The organism is Ruegeria sp. AK11 (genome assembly GCF_056541095.1).
In genome coordinates this window covers 12,088-33,182 of the sequence record NZ_JBQFXU010000007.1, presented here as the reverse complement: position 1 = coordinate 33,182, position 21,095 = coordinate 12,088, and the positions used below count along the sequence as shown (strand labels likewise).

General features: G+C 57.5%; 20 protein-coding genes and 1 tRNA gene. 12 read left to right on the top strand and 9 right to left on the bottom strand.

Features of this window, described 5'->3' with window-relative positions; all coding sequences use genetic code 11:
- Positions 1–58: 58 nt before the first annotated feature.
- Positions 59–721, top strand: a complete 663-nt coding sequence (locus ACR0D9_RS15035; protein WP_480539260.1) for a TetR/AcrR family transcriptional regulator — start codon at positions 59–61, stop codon at positions 719–721.
- Positions 722–941: 220 nt separating this feature from the next.
- On the opposite strand, the gene ACR0D9_RS15030 is transcribed toward ACR0D9_RS15035, so the two are convergent.
- Together ACR0D9_RS15030 and ACR0D9_RS15025 are read right to left on the bottom strand one after the other, a co-directional pair.
- A complete protein-coding gene (locus ACR0D9_RS15030; RefSeq protein WP_480487659.1) occupies positions 942–1,562 on the bottom strand; it encodes a pyridoxamine 5'-phosphate oxidase family protein in 621 nt (206 codons plus the stop codon).
- Positions 1,563–1,573: 11 nt separating this feature from the next.
- Positions 1,574–2,038, bottom strand: coding sequence for a nuclear transport factor 2 family protein (locus tag ACR0D9_RS15025; protein ID WP_209504702.1), 465 nt, complete (start codon positions 2,036–2,038; stop codon positions 1,574–1,576).
- A 303-nt stretch (positions 2,039–2,341) separates the two neighbouring features.
- On the opposite strand from ACR0D9_RS15025, the gene ACR0D9_RS15020 reads away from it, so the two are divergent.
- From ACR0D9_RS15020 to ACR0D9_RS15010, 3 genes are all read left to right on the top strand, one after another.
- Positions 2,342–2,905 carry a TetR/AcrR family transcriptional regulator gene (locus ACR0D9_RS15020; RefSeq protein WP_267366610.1) on the top strand — a complete coding sequence of 188 codons (564 nt, stop codon included), beginning with the start codon at positions 2,342–2,344 and terminating at the stop codon, positions 2,903–2,905.
- Positions 2,906–3,047: 142 nt separating this feature from the next.
- Positions 3,048–4,205, top strand: coding sequence for an acyl-CoA dehydrogenase family protein (locus ACR0D9_RS15015; RefSeq protein WP_480487661.1), 1,158 nt, complete (start codon positions 3,048–3,050; stop codon positions 4,203–4,205).
- A gap of 176 nt (positions 4,206–4,381) precedes the next feature.
- Positions 4,382–5,653 carry an NAD(P)/FAD-dependent oxidoreductase gene (locus ACR0D9_RS15010; protein WP_480539258.1) on the top strand — a complete coding sequence of 424 codons (1,272 nt, stop codon included), beginning with the start codon at positions 4,382–4,384 and terminating at the stop codon, positions 5,651–5,653.
- Positions 5,654–5,655: 2 nt separating this feature from the next.
- Here ACR0D9_RS15010 and ACR0D9_RS15005 read toward each other — a convergent pair whose 3' ends face one another.
- Positions 5,656–6,357 carry an SDR family oxidoreductase gene (locus tag ACR0D9_RS15005; protein ID WP_480539256.1) on the bottom strand — a complete coding sequence of 234 codons (702 nt, stop codon included), beginning with the start codon at positions 6,355–6,357 and terminating at the stop codon, positions 5,656–5,658.
- 131 nt (positions 6,358–6,488) lie between these two features.
- A complete protein-coding gene (locus tag ACR0D9_RS15000) occupies positions 6,489–7,391 on the bottom strand; it encodes a LysR family transcriptional regulator (RefSeq protein WP_480482132.1) in 903 nt (300 codons plus the stop codon).
- Positions 7,392–7,466: 75 nt separating this feature from the next.
- Between ACR0D9_RS15000 and ACR0D9_RS14995 the strand changes: the two genes are divergently transcribed.
- The 5 genes from ACR0D9_RS14995 to ACR0D9_RS14975 all read left to right on the top strand — a co-directional run bounded on the left by ACR0D9_RS14995 (position 7,467) and on the right by ACR0D9_RS14975 (position 14,640).
- Positions 7,467–10,679 (top strand): reductive dehalogenase, encoded by a 3,213-nt coding sequence (locus ACR0D9_RS14995; protein ID WP_480539254.1) that lies wholly within the window; start codon positions 7,467–7,469, stop codon positions 10,677–10,679.
- 125 nt (positions 10,680–10,804) lie between these two features.
- The gene (locus ACR0D9_RS14990; protein WP_480539252.1) at positions 10,805–11,671 is read left to right on the top strand and encodes an FAD binding domain-containing protein; all 867 of its coding nucleotides are present in this window, start codon (positions 10,805–10,807) and stop codon (positions 11,669–11,671) included.
- Positions 11,668–12,147, top strand: a complete 480-nt coding sequence (locus ACR0D9_RS14985) for a (2Fe-2S)-binding protein (RefSeq protein WP_209597982.1) — start codon at positions 11,668–11,670, stop codon at positions 12,145–12,147. The genes ACR0D9_RS14990 and ACR0D9_RS14985 overlap by 4 nt, the downstream gene beginning before the upstream one ends.
- On the top strand, positions 12,147–14,402 hold the full coding sequence (locus ACR0D9_RS14980; protein WP_480539250.1) for a xanthine dehydrogenase family protein molybdopterin-binding subunit: 2,256 nt from the start codon (positions 12,147–12,149) through the stop codon (positions 14,400–14,402). The genes ACR0D9_RS14985 and ACR0D9_RS14980 overlap by 1 nt, the downstream gene beginning before the upstream one ends.
- Positions 14,395–14,640, top strand: a complete 246-nt coding sequence (locus tag ACR0D9_RS14975; RefSeq protein ID WP_170346142.1) for a MoaD/ThiS family protein — start codon at positions 14,395–14,397, stop codon at positions 14,638–14,640. Before ACR0D9_RS14980 ends, ACR0D9_RS14975 begins: the two co-directional genes overlap by 8 nt.
- On the opposite strand, the gene ACR0D9_RS14970 is transcribed toward ACR0D9_RS14975, so the two are convergent.
- Entirely contained in the window at positions 14,637–15,341 is a 705-nt protein-coding gene (locus tag ACR0D9_RS14970) for a lysophospholipid acyltransferase family protein (RefSeq protein WP_480539248.1), read from the bottom strand. The two genes, ACR0D9_RS14975 and ACR0D9_RS14970, sit on opposite strands and share 4 nt — an antisense overlap.
- Positions 15,342–15,482: 141 nt before the next feature.
- On the opposite strand from ACR0D9_RS14970, the gene ACR0D9_RS14965 reads away from it, so the two are divergent.
- Positions 15,483–15,558, top strand: a tRNA-Trp gene (locus ACR0D9_RS14965).
- Positions 15,559–15,722: 164 nt separating this feature from the next.
- Here ACR0D9_RS14965 and ACR0D9_RS14960 read toward each other — a convergent pair.
- Complete coding sequence (locus ACR0D9_RS14960; RefSeq protein ID WP_480482122.1) at positions 15,723–15,935, bottom strand: hypothetical protein; 213 nt, start codon at positions 15,933–15,935, stop codon at positions 15,723–15,725.
- A gap of 442 nt (positions 15,936–16,377) precedes the next feature.
- On the opposite strand from ACR0D9_RS14960, the gene lptF reads away from it, so the two are divergent.
- Positions 16,378–17,517: an LPS export ABC transporter permease LptF gene (gene lptF, locus ACR0D9_RS14955; protein ID WP_480487677.1), complete on the top strand. Its 1,140-nt coding sequence runs from the start codon at positions 16,378–16,380 to the stop codon at positions 17,515–17,517.
- A 2-nt stretch (positions 17,518–17,519) separates the two neighbouring features.
- On the opposite strand, the gene ACR0D9_RS14950 is transcribed toward lptF, so the two are convergent.
- Positions 17,520–18,353, bottom strand: a complete 834-nt coding sequence (locus ACR0D9_RS14950; protein WP_480482118.1) for a LysR family transcriptional regulator — start codon at positions 18,351–18,353, stop codon at positions 17,520–17,522.
- A 101-nt stretch (positions 18,354–18,454) separates the two neighbouring features.
- Here ACR0D9_RS14950 and ACR0D9_RS14945 point away from each other — a divergent pair, with 101 nt between their 5' ends.
- Positions 18,455–19,045 (top strand): HD domain-containing protein, encoded by a 591-nt coding sequence (locus tag ACR0D9_RS14945; RefSeq protein WP_267365093.1) that lies wholly within the window; start codon positions 18,455–18,457, stop codon positions 19,043–19,045.
- Here ACR0D9_RS14945 and speB read toward each other — a convergent pair.
- Together speB and nspC are read right to left on the bottom strand one after the other, a co-directional pair.
- Positions 19,042–19,884: an agmatinase gene (gene speB, locus ACR0D9_RS14940; protein ID WP_480482116.1), complete on the bottom strand. Its 843-nt coding sequence runs from the start codon at positions 19,882–19,884 to the stop codon at positions 19,042–19,044. The genes ACR0D9_RS14945 and speB overlap by 4 nt on opposite strands.
- Positions 19,881–21,050: a carboxynorspermidine decarboxylase gene (nspC, locus tag ACR0D9_RS14935; protein WP_480539246.1), complete on the bottom strand. Its 1,170-nt coding sequence runs from the start codon at positions 21,048–21,050 to the stop codon at positions 19,881–19,883. Before nspC ends, speB begins: the two co-directional genes overlap by 4 nt.
- Positions 21,051–21,095: the final 45 nt, after the last annotated feature.

The window sequence follows — 21,095 nt, the reverse complement described above, 5'->3', positions numbered from 1 at the left end:
CCCAAAGTTCGCGAGGTTTAAATTGAACGAACGACCAAAATAAGGCAAGGTGAATTTTATGACGCTGAAAAACGTAGAAAAGCCAAGACAAAGGGCACCGTCCAAGCGATCTTTGGAAACCAAAGCGCGGATCATGGACGCGGCCGAAACAGTCTTTGCCGAACGCGGATTCGAAGGCGCGTCGATCCGCGATATCGCTGCGCTTGCAGGGGTTCAGGTTGGCCTTGTTCATCACCATGGCGGCGGCAAGGAGGAGCTGTTTTTTCGAGCGATCGAACGCCGTGCGGGCAAGCTGGCACAAATCAGAACCGATGCGCTGGCCAAGGCAAGAAAAGCAGGTCCACTAACATTGCGCAGCATTCTGGACAGTTTTATCCGGCCCTATGTGGAACTGGCAGAAACAGGTGGTTCGGGATGGATGGCGTATGGGCGCCTTGTGGCGCATGTCTCGGTCGATCCCCGCTGGCGCGATATCGCGGCTGAGTGTTTCGACCCGACCGCCCGGCTTTTTATCGACGAAATCGCTGCGCTTTATCCGGATGTTGACCCTGCGCTGCTGGCCAGCGGCCAGGTTTATTCCGTGTCGGCAATGCTGGCGCATCTCAACAGTGGCTGGCGGGTCGGGGCTTTGTCGCAAGGCGGCGGAGTGTCAGAGGTGGAACGCCTGATCGATTTTTGTGCAGCCGGTATCGAAGCGATGGTTCAGACCAGTCGCGGTTGAACGCGCAGCATTGCTATTGCTGCAAATGGTTGAACAGGATGGTGCTGAACACAGAAGGTGGTGACGTCCGGACGGCGCTGGGTGAGACAAAAAAACCAAACATCATGATCATAAGGATCAGGGCTGCTCCGGCAAGGCACGCCGCAGAAAGCTGAAAGACCGAACGAACCATTGGATTATTCCCTGTAAATACTCAACAAAGTTTGCGGTGTCTTGCGCATCACGAGAGCTTTGACAGTTCTTGTCTCAGCCTTTCATTTTCGGCCTGCAACTGGGCCAGTTGCTGGCCTAAACTGTTTAGATGCGGGCGCAGTTCGGCTTCGGTGAAACGCGGCGTGATGTGGCGTGGGCAGTTCCAGTCAAGCGCCTCAACTCGAATGATCGCGGCCCGCTCTGCGGGGGCTTCGGCACCCTCCGGATACAAGCTGGCTGCCGCTGCTTGACCTTCCGTGAATTCGACACGCCCCAGGATCTTCAAACGGTGTTGATTGGCATAATCCATCAGGATCATCGCGACCCGATCGTTGCCATCCAGATTTCCGCGCGAGATATACTGTCTGTTGCCTGAAAAATCGGCATATCCGATGGTTTGCGGCCCCAGCACCTTAAGAAACCCGACCGGCCCGCCCCGATACTGCACATAAGGCCAGCCTGTTTCAGACACCGAGGATTGATAAAACCCGTCGCGCGCCTGAATGAACTGTTTTTCGGGTTCCCCGATCAGATGGCCCTGTTGCGGGCCACCTTCAATGAATTTGGCATAGGTTTTTGCCGATCCCATCCGCTCCTGATGGGCGCGGACGGTTGGGGTGAAGGTCAGTTCTGAAAACGCACGCGGCACAGTATGTCCTTTCAAAGACCCAGATCAGACAACTCGGGATGGTCATCGGGGCGTTCACCCAATGGCCAATGAAACAAGCGGTCGCTTTCGGCTATGGGGTGATCATTCAGCGAGGCATGCCGATGCGACATGCGTCCGTCTTCGGCAAATTCCCAATTCTCGTTGCCATATGACCGGAACCACTGACCGCTATCGTCGTGCCACTCGTAAGCGTAACGCACTGCGATGCGATTACCGGTAAAGGCCCAGAGTTCCTTGATCAGCCGATAGTCCAGTTCCTTGTGCCACTTACGGCTTAGGAAGGCGTGAATTTCGTCATGCCCTGACAGAAATTCCGCCCGGTTTCGCCACTGACTGTCATCTGTGTATGCGGGGGTGACGCGGTCGGGATCGCGGCTGTTCCAGGCATTCTCTGCCATGCGCACTTTTTGCGTGGCAGTTTCCAACGTGAACGGGGGAAGAGGGGGTCGAGACATGGTGCAGGGGGCTTTCAGGTTAGAGAAGCGGCAAGAATGGCCAGTGTCAGAAGAAATGGAACGTACTGAGGGGGGAATATGCTGGCGCGACGTTTCATCGGTCAAATCCTCTGGTGTACTGATCGGTTAACTTTCCAATAAGGTGTACCGATCTGTTAACTTTTGCAAGAGGAAAAGCAGAAAATATTTCGCGCGGTTCAGGGCGAGCCATGAATTCTAATGAAAACAATGATTTGAGTTAGGCCGGTTGTACTTCATGTTTCGGGGTAATATGTACAGAACGGTACACCATGGAGCCGAATCATGCGTCCAAACAAACGGGATGAACTTGTCAGCAAAGCCCTGAAGGTTTTTTATCGCGACGGGTTTCACGCGACCGGCATGGATAAGCTGGTGGCGGAAACGGGCGTTTCGAAAACGTCGATGTACAAACATTTCCGCACTAAAGAAGACCTGATTGTAGCCGCTCTGCGTCTGCGGGATGAGAATTTTCGCGAGTGGTTCTATCGGCGCATCGAAGAGATGGCAGAAACACCGGCCGAGCAACTCATCGTCAGTTTTGATGCCTTGAAAGAATGGTTCGAGGAAGATGGATTCCGGGGCTGCATGTTCATCAAGGCCGGGGCAGAATATCAGGAAACAGACCATCCGATCCATGTGCAGGCAGCCGAACATAAACAGCTGTTGCTGGAGCATTTCACGTCCGTCGCCGAACAGGCTGGTGCGCGTGATCCTCAGAAACTCGCGAGCCAGATCGTATTGTTGCAGGAAGGGGCAATTGTGTCTGCGGTTTTGCTCAAGAATTGTGATCCTGCGGAAGACGCCAGAGATGCGGCACAGCATTTGCTGGCATTGGCGCTGAGTTAATTTCCTTTAAAACAAGCAGGTTCTTAAAGTTACCTAGCAAAGAAACGTTGCGTTGTTCGAAGTCGGAACGCCACGTCACGTGGATTGGCGGGAATCGGGCTGAACGCTAGGCTTTCGCGAAAGACAGATTGGAGAGCCTTTGATGTCACTTTTCACTTCGACCGCGGCATGGATCACTGACGAACACCGCATGTTTGCGGATATGGCTGGCCGATTCATGGATGATGAACTGTCACCGAATATCGAAGCCTGGGTTGAAAACGGGGCCGTTGATCGCGACTTCTGGCGCAAGGCTGGTGAAACCGGCCTGATGGCTGGTGCAATCCCCGAAGAATATGGCGGCGTCGGCGGCGGTATGGGCTTTGACGCCATCACCGCGTACGAACAGGGTGCACGGGGCGACGCTGGCTGGGGCTATGGTATTCAGTCGATCGTGACCCACTATCTTACCGCCTATGGCAGCGAAGATCAGAAACGGAAATGGCTGCCCAAACTGGCTTCGGGTGAGATGGTCGGCGCACTTGCCATGACGGAACCTAGCACCGGCTCGGATGTTCAGGCTGTGCGCACAACGGCCGAGAAGGACGGAAACTCCTACCGGCTGAATGGCTCGAAAATCTTCATCACGAATGGCCAGACGGCGGATCTGATCATCGTGGCCGCCAAGACTGACAAGTCCGAGGGCGCGCGGGGTGTGTCATTGATCGTGGTCGAAACCGAAGGGGCCGAGGGGTTTCGCAGGGGGCGCAACCTCAAGAAACTGGGGATGAAGGGCAACGACACGGCCGAGCTGTTTTTCGAAGATGTCAAAGTGCCGATGACAAACCTGTTGGGCCCCGAGGAAGGGCAGGGGTTTTACCAGCTGATGAAGCAACTGCCGTGGGAACGGCTGAATATCGCGATCATGGCGCTGGGTTCGATCGATTTTGCCATTGCCGAAACGGTAAAGTACGTGCAGGAGCGCAAAGCGTTCGGTCAGCGGGTGATGGATTTTCAGAACACACGTTTCAAGCTTGCGGAATGCAAGACCAAGGCCGAGGTGCTGCGCAGTTTCGTCAATGACTGTATCGGCAAGCTGGAGGCAGGCGAACTGGACGCGGCAACCGCCTCGATGGCCAAGTACTGGGGGTCAGAGGTGCAGAACGAAATCATGCACGAATGTCTGCAACTGTTCGGTGGCTACGGTTTTATGATGGAATATCCAATTGCCCGCCTCTATGCAGACGCGCGCGTGCAGATGATTTACGGCGGCACGAACGAGGTCATGAAAGAGGTGATTGCACGGTCGCTCGACGTTTGAAGGTATCTGGGCGGCCTCTTGCCTGATGTCACCATTCCTAACGGACTATTCGCTTCTGTTGGACCTCGCAGGCCCGTGCTTGCGGGGTTTTTTTGTTGCTGACCCGACCGCAGTTGCCCACTTGCAAAGGACGTGCAGCGGTATGATGATCCGCCGACAAGACTCAGAGGTCTGACGTGAACGATCCCGAACAAGCCCTGTGGCGGACTACATGTACCGAAGCAGTCACAGCTCTGCCGCTGAGCAGTGACACAACCGTTGATCTGGCCATCATAGGTGGCGGATTTACCGGCTGTTCAGCCGCTTTGACGGCGGCCCGTACCGGCGCTTCGGTCTGTTTGCTTGAAGCGCAGAAGATCGGGTTTGGCGGGTCGGGGCGCAATGTCGGTCTGGTCAATGCCGGGCTGTGGCTGCCACCGGATGACATTCGCGCGCATATCGGTGCAGAGGCTGGCGATCGCCTGATCGATCTGCTGGGCAAGGCACCGTCGGACGTTTTTTCCCTGATCGAAGAACACGGCATCACATGCGAACCCATTCGCAACGGAACCCTGCATTGCGCGCATTCCGCCTCGGGGCTGAAGAACCTGCAAACGCGCCACGCGCAGCTAAGCGGGTCCGGCGCGCCGGTAGCACTGCTATCGGTGGATCAGGCCCGTGACCGGACCGGTAGCGATGCCTTCCATGGGGCGTTGTTCGATCCTCGCGCAGGAACCATACAACCCTTGGCTTATGTCATGGGATTGGCGCGTGCCGCGTCTCAGGCCGGGGCGCAGATCCATGAACAAAGCCCGGTACAGACCCTTCGGCACGAAGGTGGGCAATGGGTATTGACGACACCGGGCGGGAACGTACGGGCGAGGTCCGTCATTCAGGCAACCAACGCCTATCACCTTGGCTTGCCAGATACTGCGCCTGCCTATGTTCCCGTTTATTACTTTCAATACGCAACGACCCCGTTGTCGCATAATCTGCGCGCCAGCATCCTGCCGCAGGCAGAAGGGTGCTGGGATACCGGGCTGATCATGACGTCCTTCCGGCTGGATCAGGCGGGGCGGATGATCATTGGCGGCATGGGCGATCTGGGGAATGCAGGACGCAGTGTGCATACCGGATGGGTCCGACGCAAACTGGCTGAGCTTTATCCTCAGCTTGCCGATCAGCCGTTTGAACAGGGTTGGCACGGGCGGATTGCCATGACCTCGGACCATATCCCGAAAATCACGCAGATTGGCCCCAACGCTCTGGCCGCGCACGGATATTCCGGCCGTGGTATTGGCCCCGGCACGGTGTTCGGTCGAATGATGGCCAAAAGTCTTCTTGCAGGTGAGCTTTCGCTTTTGCCCGTTCCTGCGGTGCATGAGCATCGCGAAAGCTGGACGCGCGTGCGCCGCGCCTTTTTTGAATCCGGCGCGGCGCTGACGCATCTGATAAAGGCGCGGATCTGAATTCAGACCGAGCGGGTGATGCCACCATCAACCCGGATATTCTGCCCGGTGATGTAGCCACCGCCTTCGGATGCCAGCAGGGCAACGACCGAGGCGACCTCGTCATAACTGCGCCCATAGCGCCCCATGGGAATGCGCGCGCGGAATTCTTCTTTTTCGGACAGGCTGTCAATGAAACCGGGCAGGATGTTGTTCATGCGGATGTTTTCGGCAGCGTATTTGTCCGAGAACAGTTTGGTGAACGCGGCCAGCCCGGCGCGAAACACGCCTGAGGTCGGGAAAACCGGGTCAGGTTCGAATGCAGCGAAGGTTGAGATATTGATGATCGATCCACCGCCCTGCGCTTGCATGATCGGCGTCACAAGCCGCGAGGGGCGGACGGCATTCATGAAATAGACATCCATACCGGTGTGCCAATCTTCGTCCGTCAACTCAAGGATCGGGGCACGGGGGCCGTGACCAGCGGAATTGACCAGAACGTCAATACGCCCCCAATGGGCCATGGCCGCATCAACAAGCTTTTGCAGATCCTCCGTGGACTGGTTCGAGCCGGTTACACCGACGCCTCCCAACTCATGCGCCAGCGCTTCGCCCTTGCCCGAGGATGACAGAATCCCGACCTTGAAACCGTCCGCGGCCAGCCGCCTCGCGGAATCCGCGCCCATGCCGCTGCCGCCTGCTGTGATCAGTGCTACTTTCTCCATCTGACGTCTCCGTTTTGATTTGGTTTCAGGATGGCGAATGAATTGCGGTTTGACCAATCCGTTTTGTTGAGTACTCGTAACCGTGTCCCGCAGCCGAACCTGGCCTTTGTTATGCGCAGCTGACGGCTGTCTCAGGTCTGAAGGGACGCTGCGATGGCTTCTATCCGGTCGCGTAACCAGCGGTGGGCGGGGTCATTGGCCGATCTTTGATGCCAGACCATGTAGATGGACACAGGGGGACAGGCGAAGGGTAAAGGTGCGCAATCCAGCGCGGCAAGTGGGCCCTGTTTCATCAGTGCCGTATCTGTCGAGATCAGGTCGCTGCCCTGCACAAAGGCCGGGATCGCGTTGAAATGCGGCAGGGTTACAACCGCAGGATTGATCTGGCTTTGATCAACGCCGCGCATAACGGCACGGGCGTTTCGGCCATCGGCAAAGCGCACTTCGACATGGTCGCTGTGGCAATAGTCCTGCCAGCTGTCCGGGGGCGTGCGTTGCGTGGCGTCGTAGAACACCATCAGCGGGCTTTCGATCAGTCTTTTCTGGAAAATATCCGGTCCGTCGGGCGGCAGCGGGGTTAGCATCAACTGGCACCGGTCGCTGCGCAACAATTCGGGGTCGGGCACACCCGATGGGATGAATTCCAACCGCAGGCGCGCGCCTTCGGCGCGTGTGTCACGCAGCAACCATGGAAAGATCAGCTCTCGTGGCATGTCATTGGTGGCGATGCGGATGTTGATCTGTTCCGACAAAGGATCGAACGGCCGGCCGTCGGTCAGCGCGCGCATCCCGTCCAGTACCTTTTGCGCAGGCTCTTTCAGGGACAGGGCGCGTTCGGTTGGCGTCAGACCCTGACCTGAGCGAACAAACAGCGGGTCGCCCAGGACCTGCCGCAGTTTGGCCAGAGTATGACTGATCGCAGATTGCGTAACCCCCAGCCGATCTGCGGCTTTCGAGACCGAGTTTTCCTCGAGTATCGTCAAAAAAGTGCGTAGAACCTTGCCGTCGAGGTCAATGAAATCGAATTTGCTCATACCATTTATGATTAATCATGAATGGTTTTGCTGTCCATGGCGGGGTACGGGACGGGCATCAACAGGAGATATTCGATGGGGATCCGTTTATTCTCGGACAGAAACCGGCCCGTTCATATGGGCGGCTACCCGCTGGAGCGTTTGGCCCGGCAAGATGACATGCCGGATCTGTCGCTTGTGCCCGCTTTGGCCGAGCTGAGTTTCCACCGACCGGAACACCCTGACAGCATCGTCAATGCGATGGGTGAGTTTCAGGCGATGATGGACGCCATCCGCGACGGAATGGTGAACCCGGTTGCGTCCGAGATTCCATCGGACCCGCAGGAACGGGCCAACCACATAAAAGCGTTCGGCTACTTCAACGATGCGTCGATGATGGGGTGCGGTCCATTGCCATCTGACGCCCTGTTGCTTGAGGCCCGCCGCAATCCCGATATTGACCGGCTTGCCCACGCGTTGCGCACCCGTCAGACCAAAACGCTGGCATCCGGGATCGACGTCATCATGGCTGATCTGAAAGACAGTATGGAGGCTGCGCCCAAGCCGATCGACAGCCATCGGCACAGCATTGTCTTTCTTTATGAACACAACCGCGATCCCGACCCGTCCGAACCCGGCGCTGATTGGATAGTCGACGCGCAGGACCATCGCGCCTGTCTGCTGGCGACCGAGAATGCGGTGGTCATCGCCAATTACATCCGCCTTTTGGGCTTTGACGCACGGGCGCACAGCATGATGTCAACCGACGTTGATTTGGGCAAGCTGGCGGTCACCGCCGGGTTGGCTTCGGTCGAGGATGGAGAGGTTGTCGTGCCCTGGCTGGGCAAGCGCTTTGGTTTGGCCGCCGTGACGACTGACATGCCGATCGCCCATGACAAACCGCTGAAGCCTATGGCCGATCAGCCCTGGTTCCGGACGCAGGGGCCGGCATGGTGGTTGGGCACGGGCTTTGCCAAGAACGCCCTCAACCGTGACCCATATGCCAAACGGCGCTATGTGGACGGGGCGCATCCGTTTGAGAAACTCAAACGGGTCGAGACACCAACGACCTTTATTGACGAAGAGAATGTCGCTCGTGTGCCCAAGCGTGCAGATATGTTTGCTCGGGCGCAGTTCGGAGATATGGGCAAGTCGCTACAGGATGCGGCCAAAGGCGGGTATTACGTCCGCAAGGCAGCGCCGAGTTTTGCCCAACGCCGTGCTTTGGGTGCGTTTGTACTGTTGCAGGACGGTGAAAGCGCTGACGCGCCCAAGCCATCTGACGCACAACGCAACGCAGCAAACATCAAGGCTGCGACCTATTTTCTGGGGGTCGATGCGGTGGGTCTCAGCCGCTGCCCGGAATGGGCCTGGTATTCCCATGACGCGACGGGCGAAGAAATCGTGCCGCCCCATGATCAGGCCGTCAGCATGATCATCGATCAGGGTTATGAAACGATGGAGGGTGCCAGCGGCGACGACTGGATCAGCGTCGCCCAATCGATGCGCGCCTATCTGCGATTTTCGCTGCTGGGTGGCGTGATTGCACAGCAGATCCGCAATCTTGGCTACAAGGCCAAGGCGCATACGGTGATGGATGGCGAAGTTCTGCAACCTCCGCTTTTGTTGCTGTCCGGTCTGGGCGAAGTCAGCCGGATCGGCGAAGTGATCCTGAACCCCTATCTTGGGCCGCGACTGAAATCAGGCGTGGTGACCACGGATATGCCGATCGTGCATGACAGGCCCATCGATTTCGGTCTGCAAAGCTTTTGCGAGTCTTGCAACAAATGCGCGCGCGAATGCCCATCGGGCGCGATCACGGCTGGGCCAAAGCTGATGTTCAACGGCTATGAAATCTGGAAATCCGACAGCCAGAAATGCGCGACCTACCGCGTGACCACTCCGGGAGGCGCAATGTGCGGGCGGTGCATGAAGACCTGCCCTTGGAACCTTGAGGGTATCTTCAAGGAGCGCCCGTTCCGTTGGGCCGCGATGAACATCCCCTCGGCGGCGCCTGCATTGGCCAAGCTGGATGATGCGGTTGGCAATGGCGGTTTGAACGACACCAAGAAATGGTGGTGGGATATCGAGTTGCAGCCCGACGGGGCGTATCGGCCAACAACACACCCTTTGAACCGGCGCGATCTGCAAAAGGATCTGTACCTTAGATACGAAGATCAGACATTGGCGGTCTACCCGGCCTATCTGGCCCCGCACCCCTGGCCCTATCCGTTTGCAATGGATCGCGAGGCAGGAATTGCCGCCTATGAGGCCTTGGTGACAGCCGAAGAGTACAAGGCGCGTAAAGCTGCGGGGGATATGTCGATCATTCATCGTTATCAGGTCGCAGGTGACGCGCCGGTGATGCGGGTCGCTGTGACCAAGGTCGACAAGATGACCTCGGATGTCACCAAGTATGAGTTTTCCTCCCTTGACGGTGCGCCGCTTCCTGAATGGTCCGCAGGTGCGCATCTGGATGTGCTTGTCGCGCCAGAGTTCCTGCGCCAATACTCCATGTCTGGCGACCCGTCGGAACGGGGGTCTTATCAGATCGGTGTTCTGCGCGAGGATGAAGGGCGGGGTGGCTCGGCCTTGCTGCACCGAATTTTCAACGAAGGGCGCAAGGTTTTCATCTCGAAACCGATCAACCATTTCGAACTGAACGAAGGGGCGTCCAAAACCTTTTTGATGGGGGGTGGTATCGGTATAACCCCGATGATCGCATTTGCTCATCGCCTGCATTCATTGGGCATGGATTTCGAGTTGCACTACTCGGCCAGCACGCGGGGTGGGGCGGGGTATCTGGATGATCTGGCGGGGATGCCCTGGGCGAACCGCGTCCACTACCATTTCTCGGATGAAGGCTCGCGCGCTGATCTGGATGCGATCCTGTCGGGGTATCAGCAGGGATGGCACCTCTATACATGCGGGCCTGATCGGTACATGGAAGGGGTCATGCAGGCCGCGGAACATCAGGGTTTCCCCGAAGAGGCCCGACATCTTGAGTATTTCTCGGTCCCGGAAACCCCGGACTACGAAAACCACCCATTTATCCTGAAACTCGCGCGTTCAGGTAAAACGTTGCCTGTGCCCGCAGACAAGGATGCCGCTCAGGTTCTGAACGAGGCGGGTTTTCGCGTGGATGTGAAATGCGCCGATGGTATCTGTGGTGTGTGCAAATGCGGTGTCCTTTCGGGCGAGGTCGAGCATCGGGATTTCGTGCTGTCCAAAAAGCAGCGCCAAGGGGCGATGATTCTGTGCCAAAGCCGCGCTGCGGAGCCGGATGGTGTGATCGAGCTCGATCTGTAAGCATGGTCAGAAAGCGACCTTTGGACGGTTAAATTTGGTCGCTCGGCCCATGGACGTCAGGTGGGTGGTGAATTAACGTCGCCCCGAACCCAGATATCCCTGACCAACAGGTGCGAGGTAGCATTATGGATTATCACAGCCCCGCCAGCTTTGCCGAGGCTTCGGCTCTGGCCGCAAATGCGACGGGCATCACGCGCTTTCTGGCGGGCGGCACCGACGTATTGGTGCAGCTGCGCTCGGAGTTGGTGACGCCTGATACGCTGATCGACATCAAGAAAATCAACGGTGTACACGACATCACCCGCAATGCGGATCGCAGCTGGACGTTGGGAATTGCCGCAACCGGTGCCGAAATGAGCGAGCATCCCGAGTTGGGTCGTGACTGGCCCGGTGTGGTCGAGGCGATGGACCTGATCGGATCAACACAGGTGCAGGGGCGTGCAACACCGACTGGTAACCTGTGTAACGGCTCACCTGCGGCTGATTCCGTGCCCGCCATGGTCGCAGCTGGTGTGACCGTCACCGTGACCGGCCGGGACGGCACTCGCGAAGTCGCGGTCGAGGATATTCCGACCGGCCCCGGCAAAACCTCACTGGCCAAAGGCGAACTGATCTCGGCGGTCAATATCCCTGCGCGTGGTGAAAACGGCGGCGATGCCTATCTGCGGTTTATCCCCCGCACCGAAATGGACATCGCGGTGGTTGGCGTTGGTGTGAACCTGCGTCTTGACGGCGACACCATCACCGAGGCCCGCGTATCACTGGGCGCTGTGGCCCCGACCGTTCTGCTGGTCGAAGACTGTGCCAAGGCCATTATCGGCAGCGCGCTGGATGATGCGGCCCTGGATGCGCTGGCCGCCGCCGCCTCTGTCGCCTGTAACCCGATTGACGACAAGCGCGGCACGATCGCGTTCCGTACCGAGGTCGCAGGCGTTCTGGCCAAGCGCGCCGCGAAAATTGCCTATGCCCGCGCGAAGGGAGAAAACGCATGAAAAAGCTCCACGTAACCACCACCGTGAATGGCGATGCGGTCGAATACCTGTGTGATCCGCGTGAAACCCTGCTGGATTGTCTGCGCGACAAGCTGAACCTGACAGGCGCGAAAGAGGGCTGTGGCACCGGCGATTGCGGCGCGTGCTCGGTCACCGTTGATGGCCGTCTGGTCTGTTCATGTCTGATGCTGGGTGTCGAGGCCGAAGGTAAGCAGATCGAAACGGTCGAAGGCATTGCCGACGGTGATATTCTGCACCCGCTGCAAAAGAAGATGATCGAATACGCCGCCCTGCAATGCGGCATCTGCACGCCGGGCATTCTGGTGGCGGCCAAGTCGTTGCTGGAGAAAAACCCGAACCCGACCGAGGAAGAGACGCGGTATTGGCTGGCAGGCAACCTCTGCCGCTGTACTGGGTATGACAAGATCATTCGCGCCGTGATGGATACGGCGGCTGAGATGCGGGAGGCGTCGTAATGGCTCTGGACGATCGTAAATCAGACTTCACTTTTGTCGGCACCCGCCCCAACCGTCCCGACGGTCTGGACAAGGTGACCGGCCGCGCCAAATTCGGAGCGGATGCCTACGCCCCGGGAATGCTGCATGGCGCGATCCTGCGCTCACCTCATGCTCATGCGCGGATCGTGAAAATCGACACGTCGAAAGCCGAGGCGCACAAGGATGTCAAAGCTGTTGTGACGCGTGCCGACTTTGCTGAAGTGCCGTTCAAGCCCGGTCTGGAAGGTGAATTCTACAACGTTCTGGAAAACGTTATGGCCGGTGAGAAAGCGCTATATGACGGGCACGCGGTTGCAGCGGTCGCTGCGACTTCGGCATTGGCGGCGCGTGACGCGCTCAAGCTGATCGAGGTCGAATACGAAGTTCTGCCCCACGTCACCGATGTGGATAAGGCGATGGCACCGGACGCGCCTGTGATCCGCGAAGGGGCAGCGGATTATTCCGTGCCGGAAGGAATGCACCCGAACGTTGTCCGCTATCATGAAAGTGGTCACGGCGATGTCGAGGCCGGATTTGCCGAAGCGGATCTGGTCATTGAAGACAGTTTCGTCACTGAAGCGACGCATCAGGGTTATATTGAACCGCACGCCTGTCTGGCCATATTGGGTAATGACGGCAAGGGTGAGTTGTGGTGCACGACACAAGGGCATTGGATTGCGCAGAAAACCTGTGCCGCTCTTCTGGGCATCGAAACCTCGCAGCTGCGCGTCACTGCGTCTGAGATCGGCGGAGGGTTTGGCGGTAAGACAACCGTTTTCATCGAACCCGTCGCACTAGCGCTCAGCCGTAAGGCCAATCGCCCGGTCAAGCTTGTGATGACCCGGTCCGAAGTGTTCCGGGCCACTGGTCCGACTTCGTCTGCCTCGATGGACGTCAAGATCGGCATGAAGAAAGACGGCACGATCTCGGCGGCCCAGGGTGTTTTCCGCTTGCAGGGCGGGGCCTTTCCCGGTGCGCCGGGCGACATGACAGCCATGTGTGCCTTTGCGCCGTACAACCTGACCAACGTCAAGCAGATCGGCTATGACGTTATGTCCAACCGCCCAAAGCAGGCAGCGTATCGCGCGCCGGGTGCACCAATGGGTGCCTTTGCGGTCGAGTCGGTGATCGATGAGTTGTGCAACAAGCTGGGACTCGACCCCGTTGAGGTACGTCTGAAGAACGCCGCGCATGAGGGCACGAAAGCCAGCTATGGACCTACCTACGAGCGCATCGGTCTTGTCGAAACGTTGGAAGCAGCCAAGGCGCATCCTCATTATTCGGCTCCGCTGAAGCCGGGGCAGGGGCGCGGTATTTCCTGTGGCTTCTGGTTTAACCATGGTGGCGAGACCAGCGTTTCGCTTGCCTTGTCCGAGGATGGCTCGGCTCAGGTGATGGTCGGAACGCCTGATATCGGTGGCTCGCGCGCGTCGATGGCCCTGATGGCGGCCGAGGTTCTGGGCATCCCGTATGAAAACATCCGGGTGACCATCGCCGATACGGCCACGCTGGGCTACAATGACGTAAGCCATGGCTCTCGCGTGACCTACGCGTCAGGGCTGGCGACGATCAAAGCTGCGAGACATGCGGTTGAGAAACTGTGCGAACGGGCCGCGGCCAAATGGGGCATCCCGGTTGATGCGGTGAAATGGGAAAACGGCTGTGCGGTGCCCTCAGGCCCGAATGCAGGTGATTTCGATCCGATGCCGCTGGCCGATATCACCGCTGATATGGGCCGCACCGGTGGTCCGATCTCGGGCCATTTCGAGGCAACCCCCGAAGGTGCCGGCGTGTCTTTTGGCACCCATATCGTCGATGCCGAGGTTGACCCGGAAACCGGTAAGACCAGTGTGACCCGCTACACGGTCATTCAGGACGCAGGCAAGGCGATCCATCCGACCTATGTCGAAGGCCAGTATCAGGGCGGTGCCGCGCAAGGTATCGGCTGGGCCCTGAACGAGGAATATATCTACGGCGAAGACGGTCGCTTGCAGAATTCGATCTTTCTCGACTACCGCATCCCGGTTGCCAGTGACCTGCCGATGATCGACACCGTGATCGTCGAGGTTCCGAATCCGGGCCACCCGTTTGGCGTTCGCGGTGTGGGCGAAACGGGTATCGTGCCGCCACTGGCCGCCATTGCCAACGCTGTGTCTAACGCGGCTGGCGTGCGGATGAAGCGGTTGCCGATGTCGCCGCCACGCATTCTGGCCGCTCTCAAGGACAATGGTTGAGGTTCACCTCTGGTCCGGCCTCCGGTCACTGACCGGGGGCCAGCAGGTGGTTGAGGTCGAGGCTAAAACCACTGGCGAGTTGCTGCGCGCGCTCGTGCGTGCGCATCCGCAGCTTCAGGCGCCCATCGACGCTGGCGTGTCTATCGCTGTCGACGGGCGCGTGATCGCGACCGGACTGACCGAACCGATTCCCGAAGGCAGTGAAGTCTATCTGATGCAAAGGCTGAGGGGCGGTTAAGCGTCAGGCGACCAAGGCTCGCGCCCGACCATTCGGTCTGCCTCGGCCGTGATATCGTTCATATGCTGCTCAAGGCTCTGGCGCAGGGTTTCGATTTCGTCTTCACTTGCTTTGCGCGGAACTGTTTCTGTCCATTCCCGGCACAGAAACACCCCCTCGTTACCCCATGGGCGAGGCATCAATAGATGATCCCATGTTCCCGCTTCGCGCCCATGTTTCGCTGAAAAGGTAATTCCAAACACGCGTTTGCCTGATGTGCGCGCCCAAACCAGCGGAACCGTTGACAATACCCGCTCTGGCCCACGGGGTCCGTCCGCCGCTATGCCAATGGATATTCCCTGTTTCATCTTTCCAAGCACTTCGCGTGATAACGCCACGTGGCGCTGATGACTGGACATGGCAATCGTGTCCATTCCGAACAGCTTTTGCACGCGACCCACCATGCTGCCAGCCCGCGCAGACGATGTAATCGAACAGATGCGCCCCTTGTCGAGTGGGAAGAAATAGGGCGACTGCGCCAGCCGTTGATGCCAGAGAACAATGATGACCGGCTCACCCTGTTCGGCCAACTGGTCCAGCTTTTCATAGCCGATGCGCTGCCAGCGTGTGTTGCGGTGTACCAGCCGAATATAGTTTGCAATCCGACGCGCCACCCAGTTTAGCACAGCTTCGCTGTTTGCAATCTTCTTACGGAGGTTCACACCGGGTTCCTTCTGCTAACCGGTCCTTGTCTTAGCGCACCACGCGGTTTGCGCAACTTGTTTGTCCGGGCATTTCGTGGCTCGGAATCTGAAAAAGCCTCTTGAGTCCGCCGCGCGGCTGGCATATCTGGGGCTCACTACAGGGGTATAGCTCAGTTGGTAGAGCGACGGTCTCCAAAACCGTAGGTCGCGGGTTCGAACCCTGCTGCCCCTGCCATTGAAATCGTCCGAATACTAAGTTGTGATATCCAAGGGTGAACGGGTTTCAGCCTTTGAGTTCGCTTTGCCTGTCTTCAGCCATTACGCGCTTGGCTCATTACTGGTCGCAGTATTGGCTTCGGCAACACTGCTACAATGGCGCGAGGCCATCGTGCCATGTTGTTATCTTTTGTTGGCACCTGTGTTTTCGTGCGGACCTACGGCATCCAGCTTTTCAGCCCACATATGCTGATATTCTTGAAACACCGCCGGCTTGTTTGAGTGGAGCGCCATCAATGCACACGCGGCCCACATTGCGACATCGTAATCCGAGTCGGTCTTTTTCAGTAATTGCGCATTCAGTGCAGCGGCTTCTGATGTCGAAGGTTTATGCATTGCCATCGGACCCCTTGTGCCAACTGGTACTGTTATTTGCAATCGTCCTGTCACGGACATTCCCAAAACCGACAGGTATCACTATGTGGGTAGTACAGTGAATGGGCTGGAAACAAGGCGTTAACGTATCGTTAACTTTTTGCTGGGGTTCTTGTCCATAAGAGTGTTCATGTGACCGGTTCAAAGGTGAACTAAATCACAGACCAATCACTAGAATCCCGCTTTACTTACAACTGTTACGAGTTGGCGCTCACGTTCGGTACATGACGCTGTTTTGTTTTTCCCTCCTGTGGCCGGGGCGCGCTTGTGGTTGAGCGCGCCCTTCCTATGTCCGAATAACTAGGTTGCCGTCGATGCCGGTTCTGAGGCGGTAATCGAGGTTTCCTTGGGTGGGCGATTGACTTATTGTCCGGCCACGACGCAATCAGCCGGATGAGGATATATGTCGCGTTTTGATGGATATTTTCTGCGGCAATTGCTGGTTTTATTCGGCTTCTTCACCCTCGTCCTGGTGGGTGTCTTCTGGATCACCCGTTCTGTCAGCCTGTTTGACAAAGTCATCAGCGGTGGCCAGTCCGCTATGGTGTTTCTTGAATTCACCGCGCTTACCCTGCCAACGCTTGTTCGTACGGTTATGCCGATGGCGGTATTTGCGGCTGCCGTCTATGCGACCAACAGATTGAGTCGCGAAAGCGAGATGACAGTGATGCTGGCAACCGGGTCAAGCCCGTGGCGACTAGCGCGGGCCGTTGTTTTGTTCGGTGTGATCACTGGTCTGATGATGGCTGCCATCAGTGTGTTCCTGCGCCCTGCATCGGTCCAACAATTGGAATACCGGCAAGCCGAAGTAGCAGGAGATGTGACAGCGCAGTTGTTGAATGAAGGCGAATTTCTGCACCCCGCCGAAGATGTTACGGTTTACATCGGTGGCATCGATTTGGACGGTACGTTGCACGAGGTGTTCGTATCGGATCGCCGCGACCCGGAAAACGCGGTCAGCTATTCCAGCGTGACCGCCTATCTGGTCAACAACGACGCAGGAATTCATCTGGTGATGGTCGACGGGGTAGCGCTGCGCCTGAACAAGGTGGGCAGGGTTCTGTCCTCGACCCTGTTTCAGGACGCATCATACGACATCTCTGAGCTGACGAACACAAGCCCAATGGCGCATCGCAGCCTCGAAGCCATTCCGACATCTGATCTGATCTTCGACCGTGATGCGATCTCAAAAACCGAAGGGTTCAGCCAGGGTAAGTTGATCGAAGAATTGCACCAGCGTTTTTCCTGGATAGTTATTTGCATTGCGGTGTCGCTGGCGGGGTATTCGACCCTGATGCTGGGCAGCTTTTCACGGTTTGGATTGTGGCCTCAGATTTTGGGTGCATTTACCATACTTGTACTGCTTGAAGGCGTTCGCGGGTTTGTGTCCCCGGTTGTGATTGATGACCCGAGGCTTTGGGCGCTGCTTTACCTTCCCGCCATAATGGGTGTGCTGATTTCGTGCTGTTTTCTGCTTGTCGCAGGTCGTCCGCTTTTGCGGAAACGTGCGCGCGGGTCCGAGGTCATCCCAACACCCGCTTGATTTCAGGTTCGAAGTTCTTCCAGACAACAACGAATGTCGTCGAATTCTTCGCGATCACCACGGGCGACCAGATACATTGGCAGCCGCAGGCTCACACTGTCCTCGACCGGTTCGAGTGCACCCGAAGCCAGATGTTGCGAAGTAACGTAATCGGGGAAGTAGCCGCATCCGCCTCTTTGCAGGACATAACGTAGTGCCATCATGCAATTACCCAGAAACAAGGTCTGCCCCGAGGCGCGTCGCACAGCCGATCTGATGTGATCTTGGTAAATCTCTCCAAGTTCAAGGTTGACGAAGACCAAATCGTTTTCTGCTGTTGCTGCTTGCGGGGTTCTGACCAGGGTTAGAAGCTCCGGTTCCAGCTCGTGATAGGTGACGCGTCGGTCTGATGGCGTTTCATGCGTGATCGCCACGTCCAGCACATGGGTCGCAACAGCTTCAACCATGTTCAGATCGTGGTCGTAATTCAGTGTCAGCAGCAGTTTGTCAAAGCGCTGTTCAAACCGAACAGCCAGATCCACAAGCAAAGGGTCCCAGATGCTAAGCTGACTACCCAACCGAAGCGCTGGACGGTTCTGTGTCTGCAACGGTAAATCCCGCGACGCGAAGGCCCAAAGGGATAGTATTTGTTCTGCATACGGTTTGAATTGTTGGCCAAACTCGGTCAGCGAAGTGCCACCGGCTCCGCGGGTGAATAGTGGTCTGCCGGTTTCTTCTTCGATCAGATGAATGCGCGCGCTGACGGCCGTTTGAGTTACATTCAGCTTACGGGCAGCGGCATGAAAACCACCTGTCTCCGCCACACATAGAAAGGTTTCCAAAGCTTTGGTTCGCATACCGAGAGTATTTTTTGATCGTTGTGATAAAATCAATTCATTTTTTTGAAGTTGCGACTCGTAATATTGTCGGCTTCGGGAAACACGCCAAAGGATCAGCCATGCTGGACAAAAGCCACAAACCGACCTGGACTAGTTTTGAGAATGCCACCAAGGCCGACTGGGACGCCGTTATGGATTATGAAGAGGCGTATAATGCCGCCTTGCCGGATCGCATTCTGGACGCCATTCGGTCACTGGACGAGGAATGGACACCCTATCCCATCAACCGGTATCAGCACAGCCTTCAGGCCGCGACCCGGGCTTATGAGGATGGCGCGGAAGAGGAGTTGGTGGTCGCTGCCCTAATCCACGATACCGGTGATATTCTGTCACCCTACAACCATGGAGAGCTGTCAGCGGCGATGATGAAGCCCTATGTCAGCGAGAAAACCTATTGGATACTCAAGCACCATTGCGTGTTTCAGGGTTACTACTACAACCACCACCTTGGAGGAGACCGAAACGCGCGCGACAAGTATCGCGACAGCCCCCATTGGGAGGACTGCCGCTATTTCTGCCATGAATACGATCAGAAGGCGTTTGACCCAGACTATCCGACGAAACCGCTGGAGTTTTTTGAACCCATGCTGCGCCGCATCCTGAGCAAGGGCGAAGGCCATATGGAACTGAACGAAACTGCCGAAGATTAACAGGCAGCCATCAGGCGATAGACAATCTGAGCTGTGGTGAAGTCCCAGGCGGCATTGCCGTCCGGGGCCAGCTCAACCACATCGAAGCCCACGCATCTGCGCCCCTTGAGCGCGTGCTCGACTAGCCGCAGTGCCTGGTAATAGCCCAACCCGCCAGGCACCGGTGTTCCAGTGGCGGGCATCAGCGATGGATCCAGCCCGTCGACGTCGAAACTGACATAGACCAGCTCGGGGAAGTCTGCAGGCAGGTCGACCGAATGGATGTTACCTGTCACCAGTTCCTCGGCATCCACGTGAAAGACGTGGTTTCTCAGTCGGCTTTGGGCCTCTTCAGTTGAAAAAGCGCGGACACCGAACTGGGCGAGCCGAACGCCCTCTTCGGCAAGCAGGTGCATCACTGAGGCGTGAGAGTGTTTTTCGCCCTGATATGCGTTGCGCAGGTCGGCATGGGCGTCGATCTGGACGATGCCGATGGGTTGGTTTAGCGCACGGGCCACACCTATCACTGCGCCATAGCTGAGGGAATGCTCGCCGCCCAAAGTGACCGGTACCTTTCCAGCCCGAATTGCAGCTTCGGTGCGGTGCGCAAGGCGTTCCATTACCTCGGGCAACGGGCCGTCACAATTTAGCGGTTCTTCGGTGAAAATCCCTTCGACACAGGGCTCCGCGTGACCGGTGATGCGTTCCAGTTCATTACTGGCCTCGATAATTGCCTCGGGGCCTTTGGCCGTGCCGGCCCCGTAAGAGACCGTGCGCTCCAAAGGCACCGGGATCACGCGAAAGCGGGCATCTTCGGTGCGTTCGGATGCGGTCAATTCGCTGTCGAGAAAAATGCTCATGAGAGTCTGTCCTTGAAGTCGTCATATCCGAACTGCCGGATGATCTTCAGCTCGTCCGTTTCGCTGTTCCACAGGGCGATTGTGGGCAGGGGGACGCCATTGAAAGTGTTTGTCTTGACCATCGAGTAATGTGCCTGATCGAGGAAGGCAAAACGCTGTCCGATCTCCAGCGGCTTGCCCCAGGTGTAGTCGCCAATCACGTCACCCGCCAGACAGGACGGGCCGCCAAGGCGATAGGTATGGCCTGTTTTGGCTTCATCCATAAGGGCAGGGCGATAGGGGGCCTCGATCACGTCGGGCATGTGACATGTGGCCGAGATATCAGTGATCGCGAGGTTCATGCCGTTGGTCGGCAGGTCGAGGATTTCACCGATCAGAATACCTGCGTCCAGCGCCACAGCCTCACCGGGTTCAAGGTAAACATCAATGCCATAGGTTTCGCGAATGTCCTTGAGGAAGGCCACCAGCCCGTCGCGGTCATAATCGTCGCGGGTGATGTGGTGGCCACCGCCAAAGTTCACCCACTTGAGTTGATCATGGTAGGGTTTGAGCTTCGGTTCGACAGCGTCCCAGGTGCGCTGCAAAGGCGCAAACCCCTGTTCGCAAAGCGTATGCATGTGCAAGCCGTCAACGCCGCGCAACGTGTCGGCGGTCAGTTGGCTGACTGGTGTGCCAAGGCGCGAGCACGGGGCGCAGGGATCGTATTTCGGAACCTCGCCTTCGGAATGTTCCGGATTGATGCGCAGGCCAACCTGCACTTTGGCGGTTTGGGCTTTGGCGAGAAACCGGTCCTTTTGGGCAGCGGAGTTGAAGATGACGTGATCGGACTGCGACAGGATTTCGTCGATGTCGGCGTCTTTGTACCCGGCGCAGAAGGTTGCGACTTCACCTCCATATTCCTCGCGTCCCAGCCGCGCTTCATAGATACCTGAGGCGCAGGTGCCGCCGAGGTGTTGGCGCACCAGTGGGGCCAGTGAGAACATTGAAAACGCCTTGAGCGCGCTGAGAACATGCGCGCCGGAGCGGGTTCCGACATCAGCGAGGATTTTCAGGTTCCGTTCAACCGCCTTTTCGTCGACGACAAAGCAAGGGCTGGGTACACGGGAGAGGTTGAAATTGCGGAAGGCGCCGGCGTCTCCGGCCTGTGTGGTCATCATGTCGGACATAACCGGCGTCTCCGTTTGGTGGAGAGGCCGGGGGCGCTGCCCCCG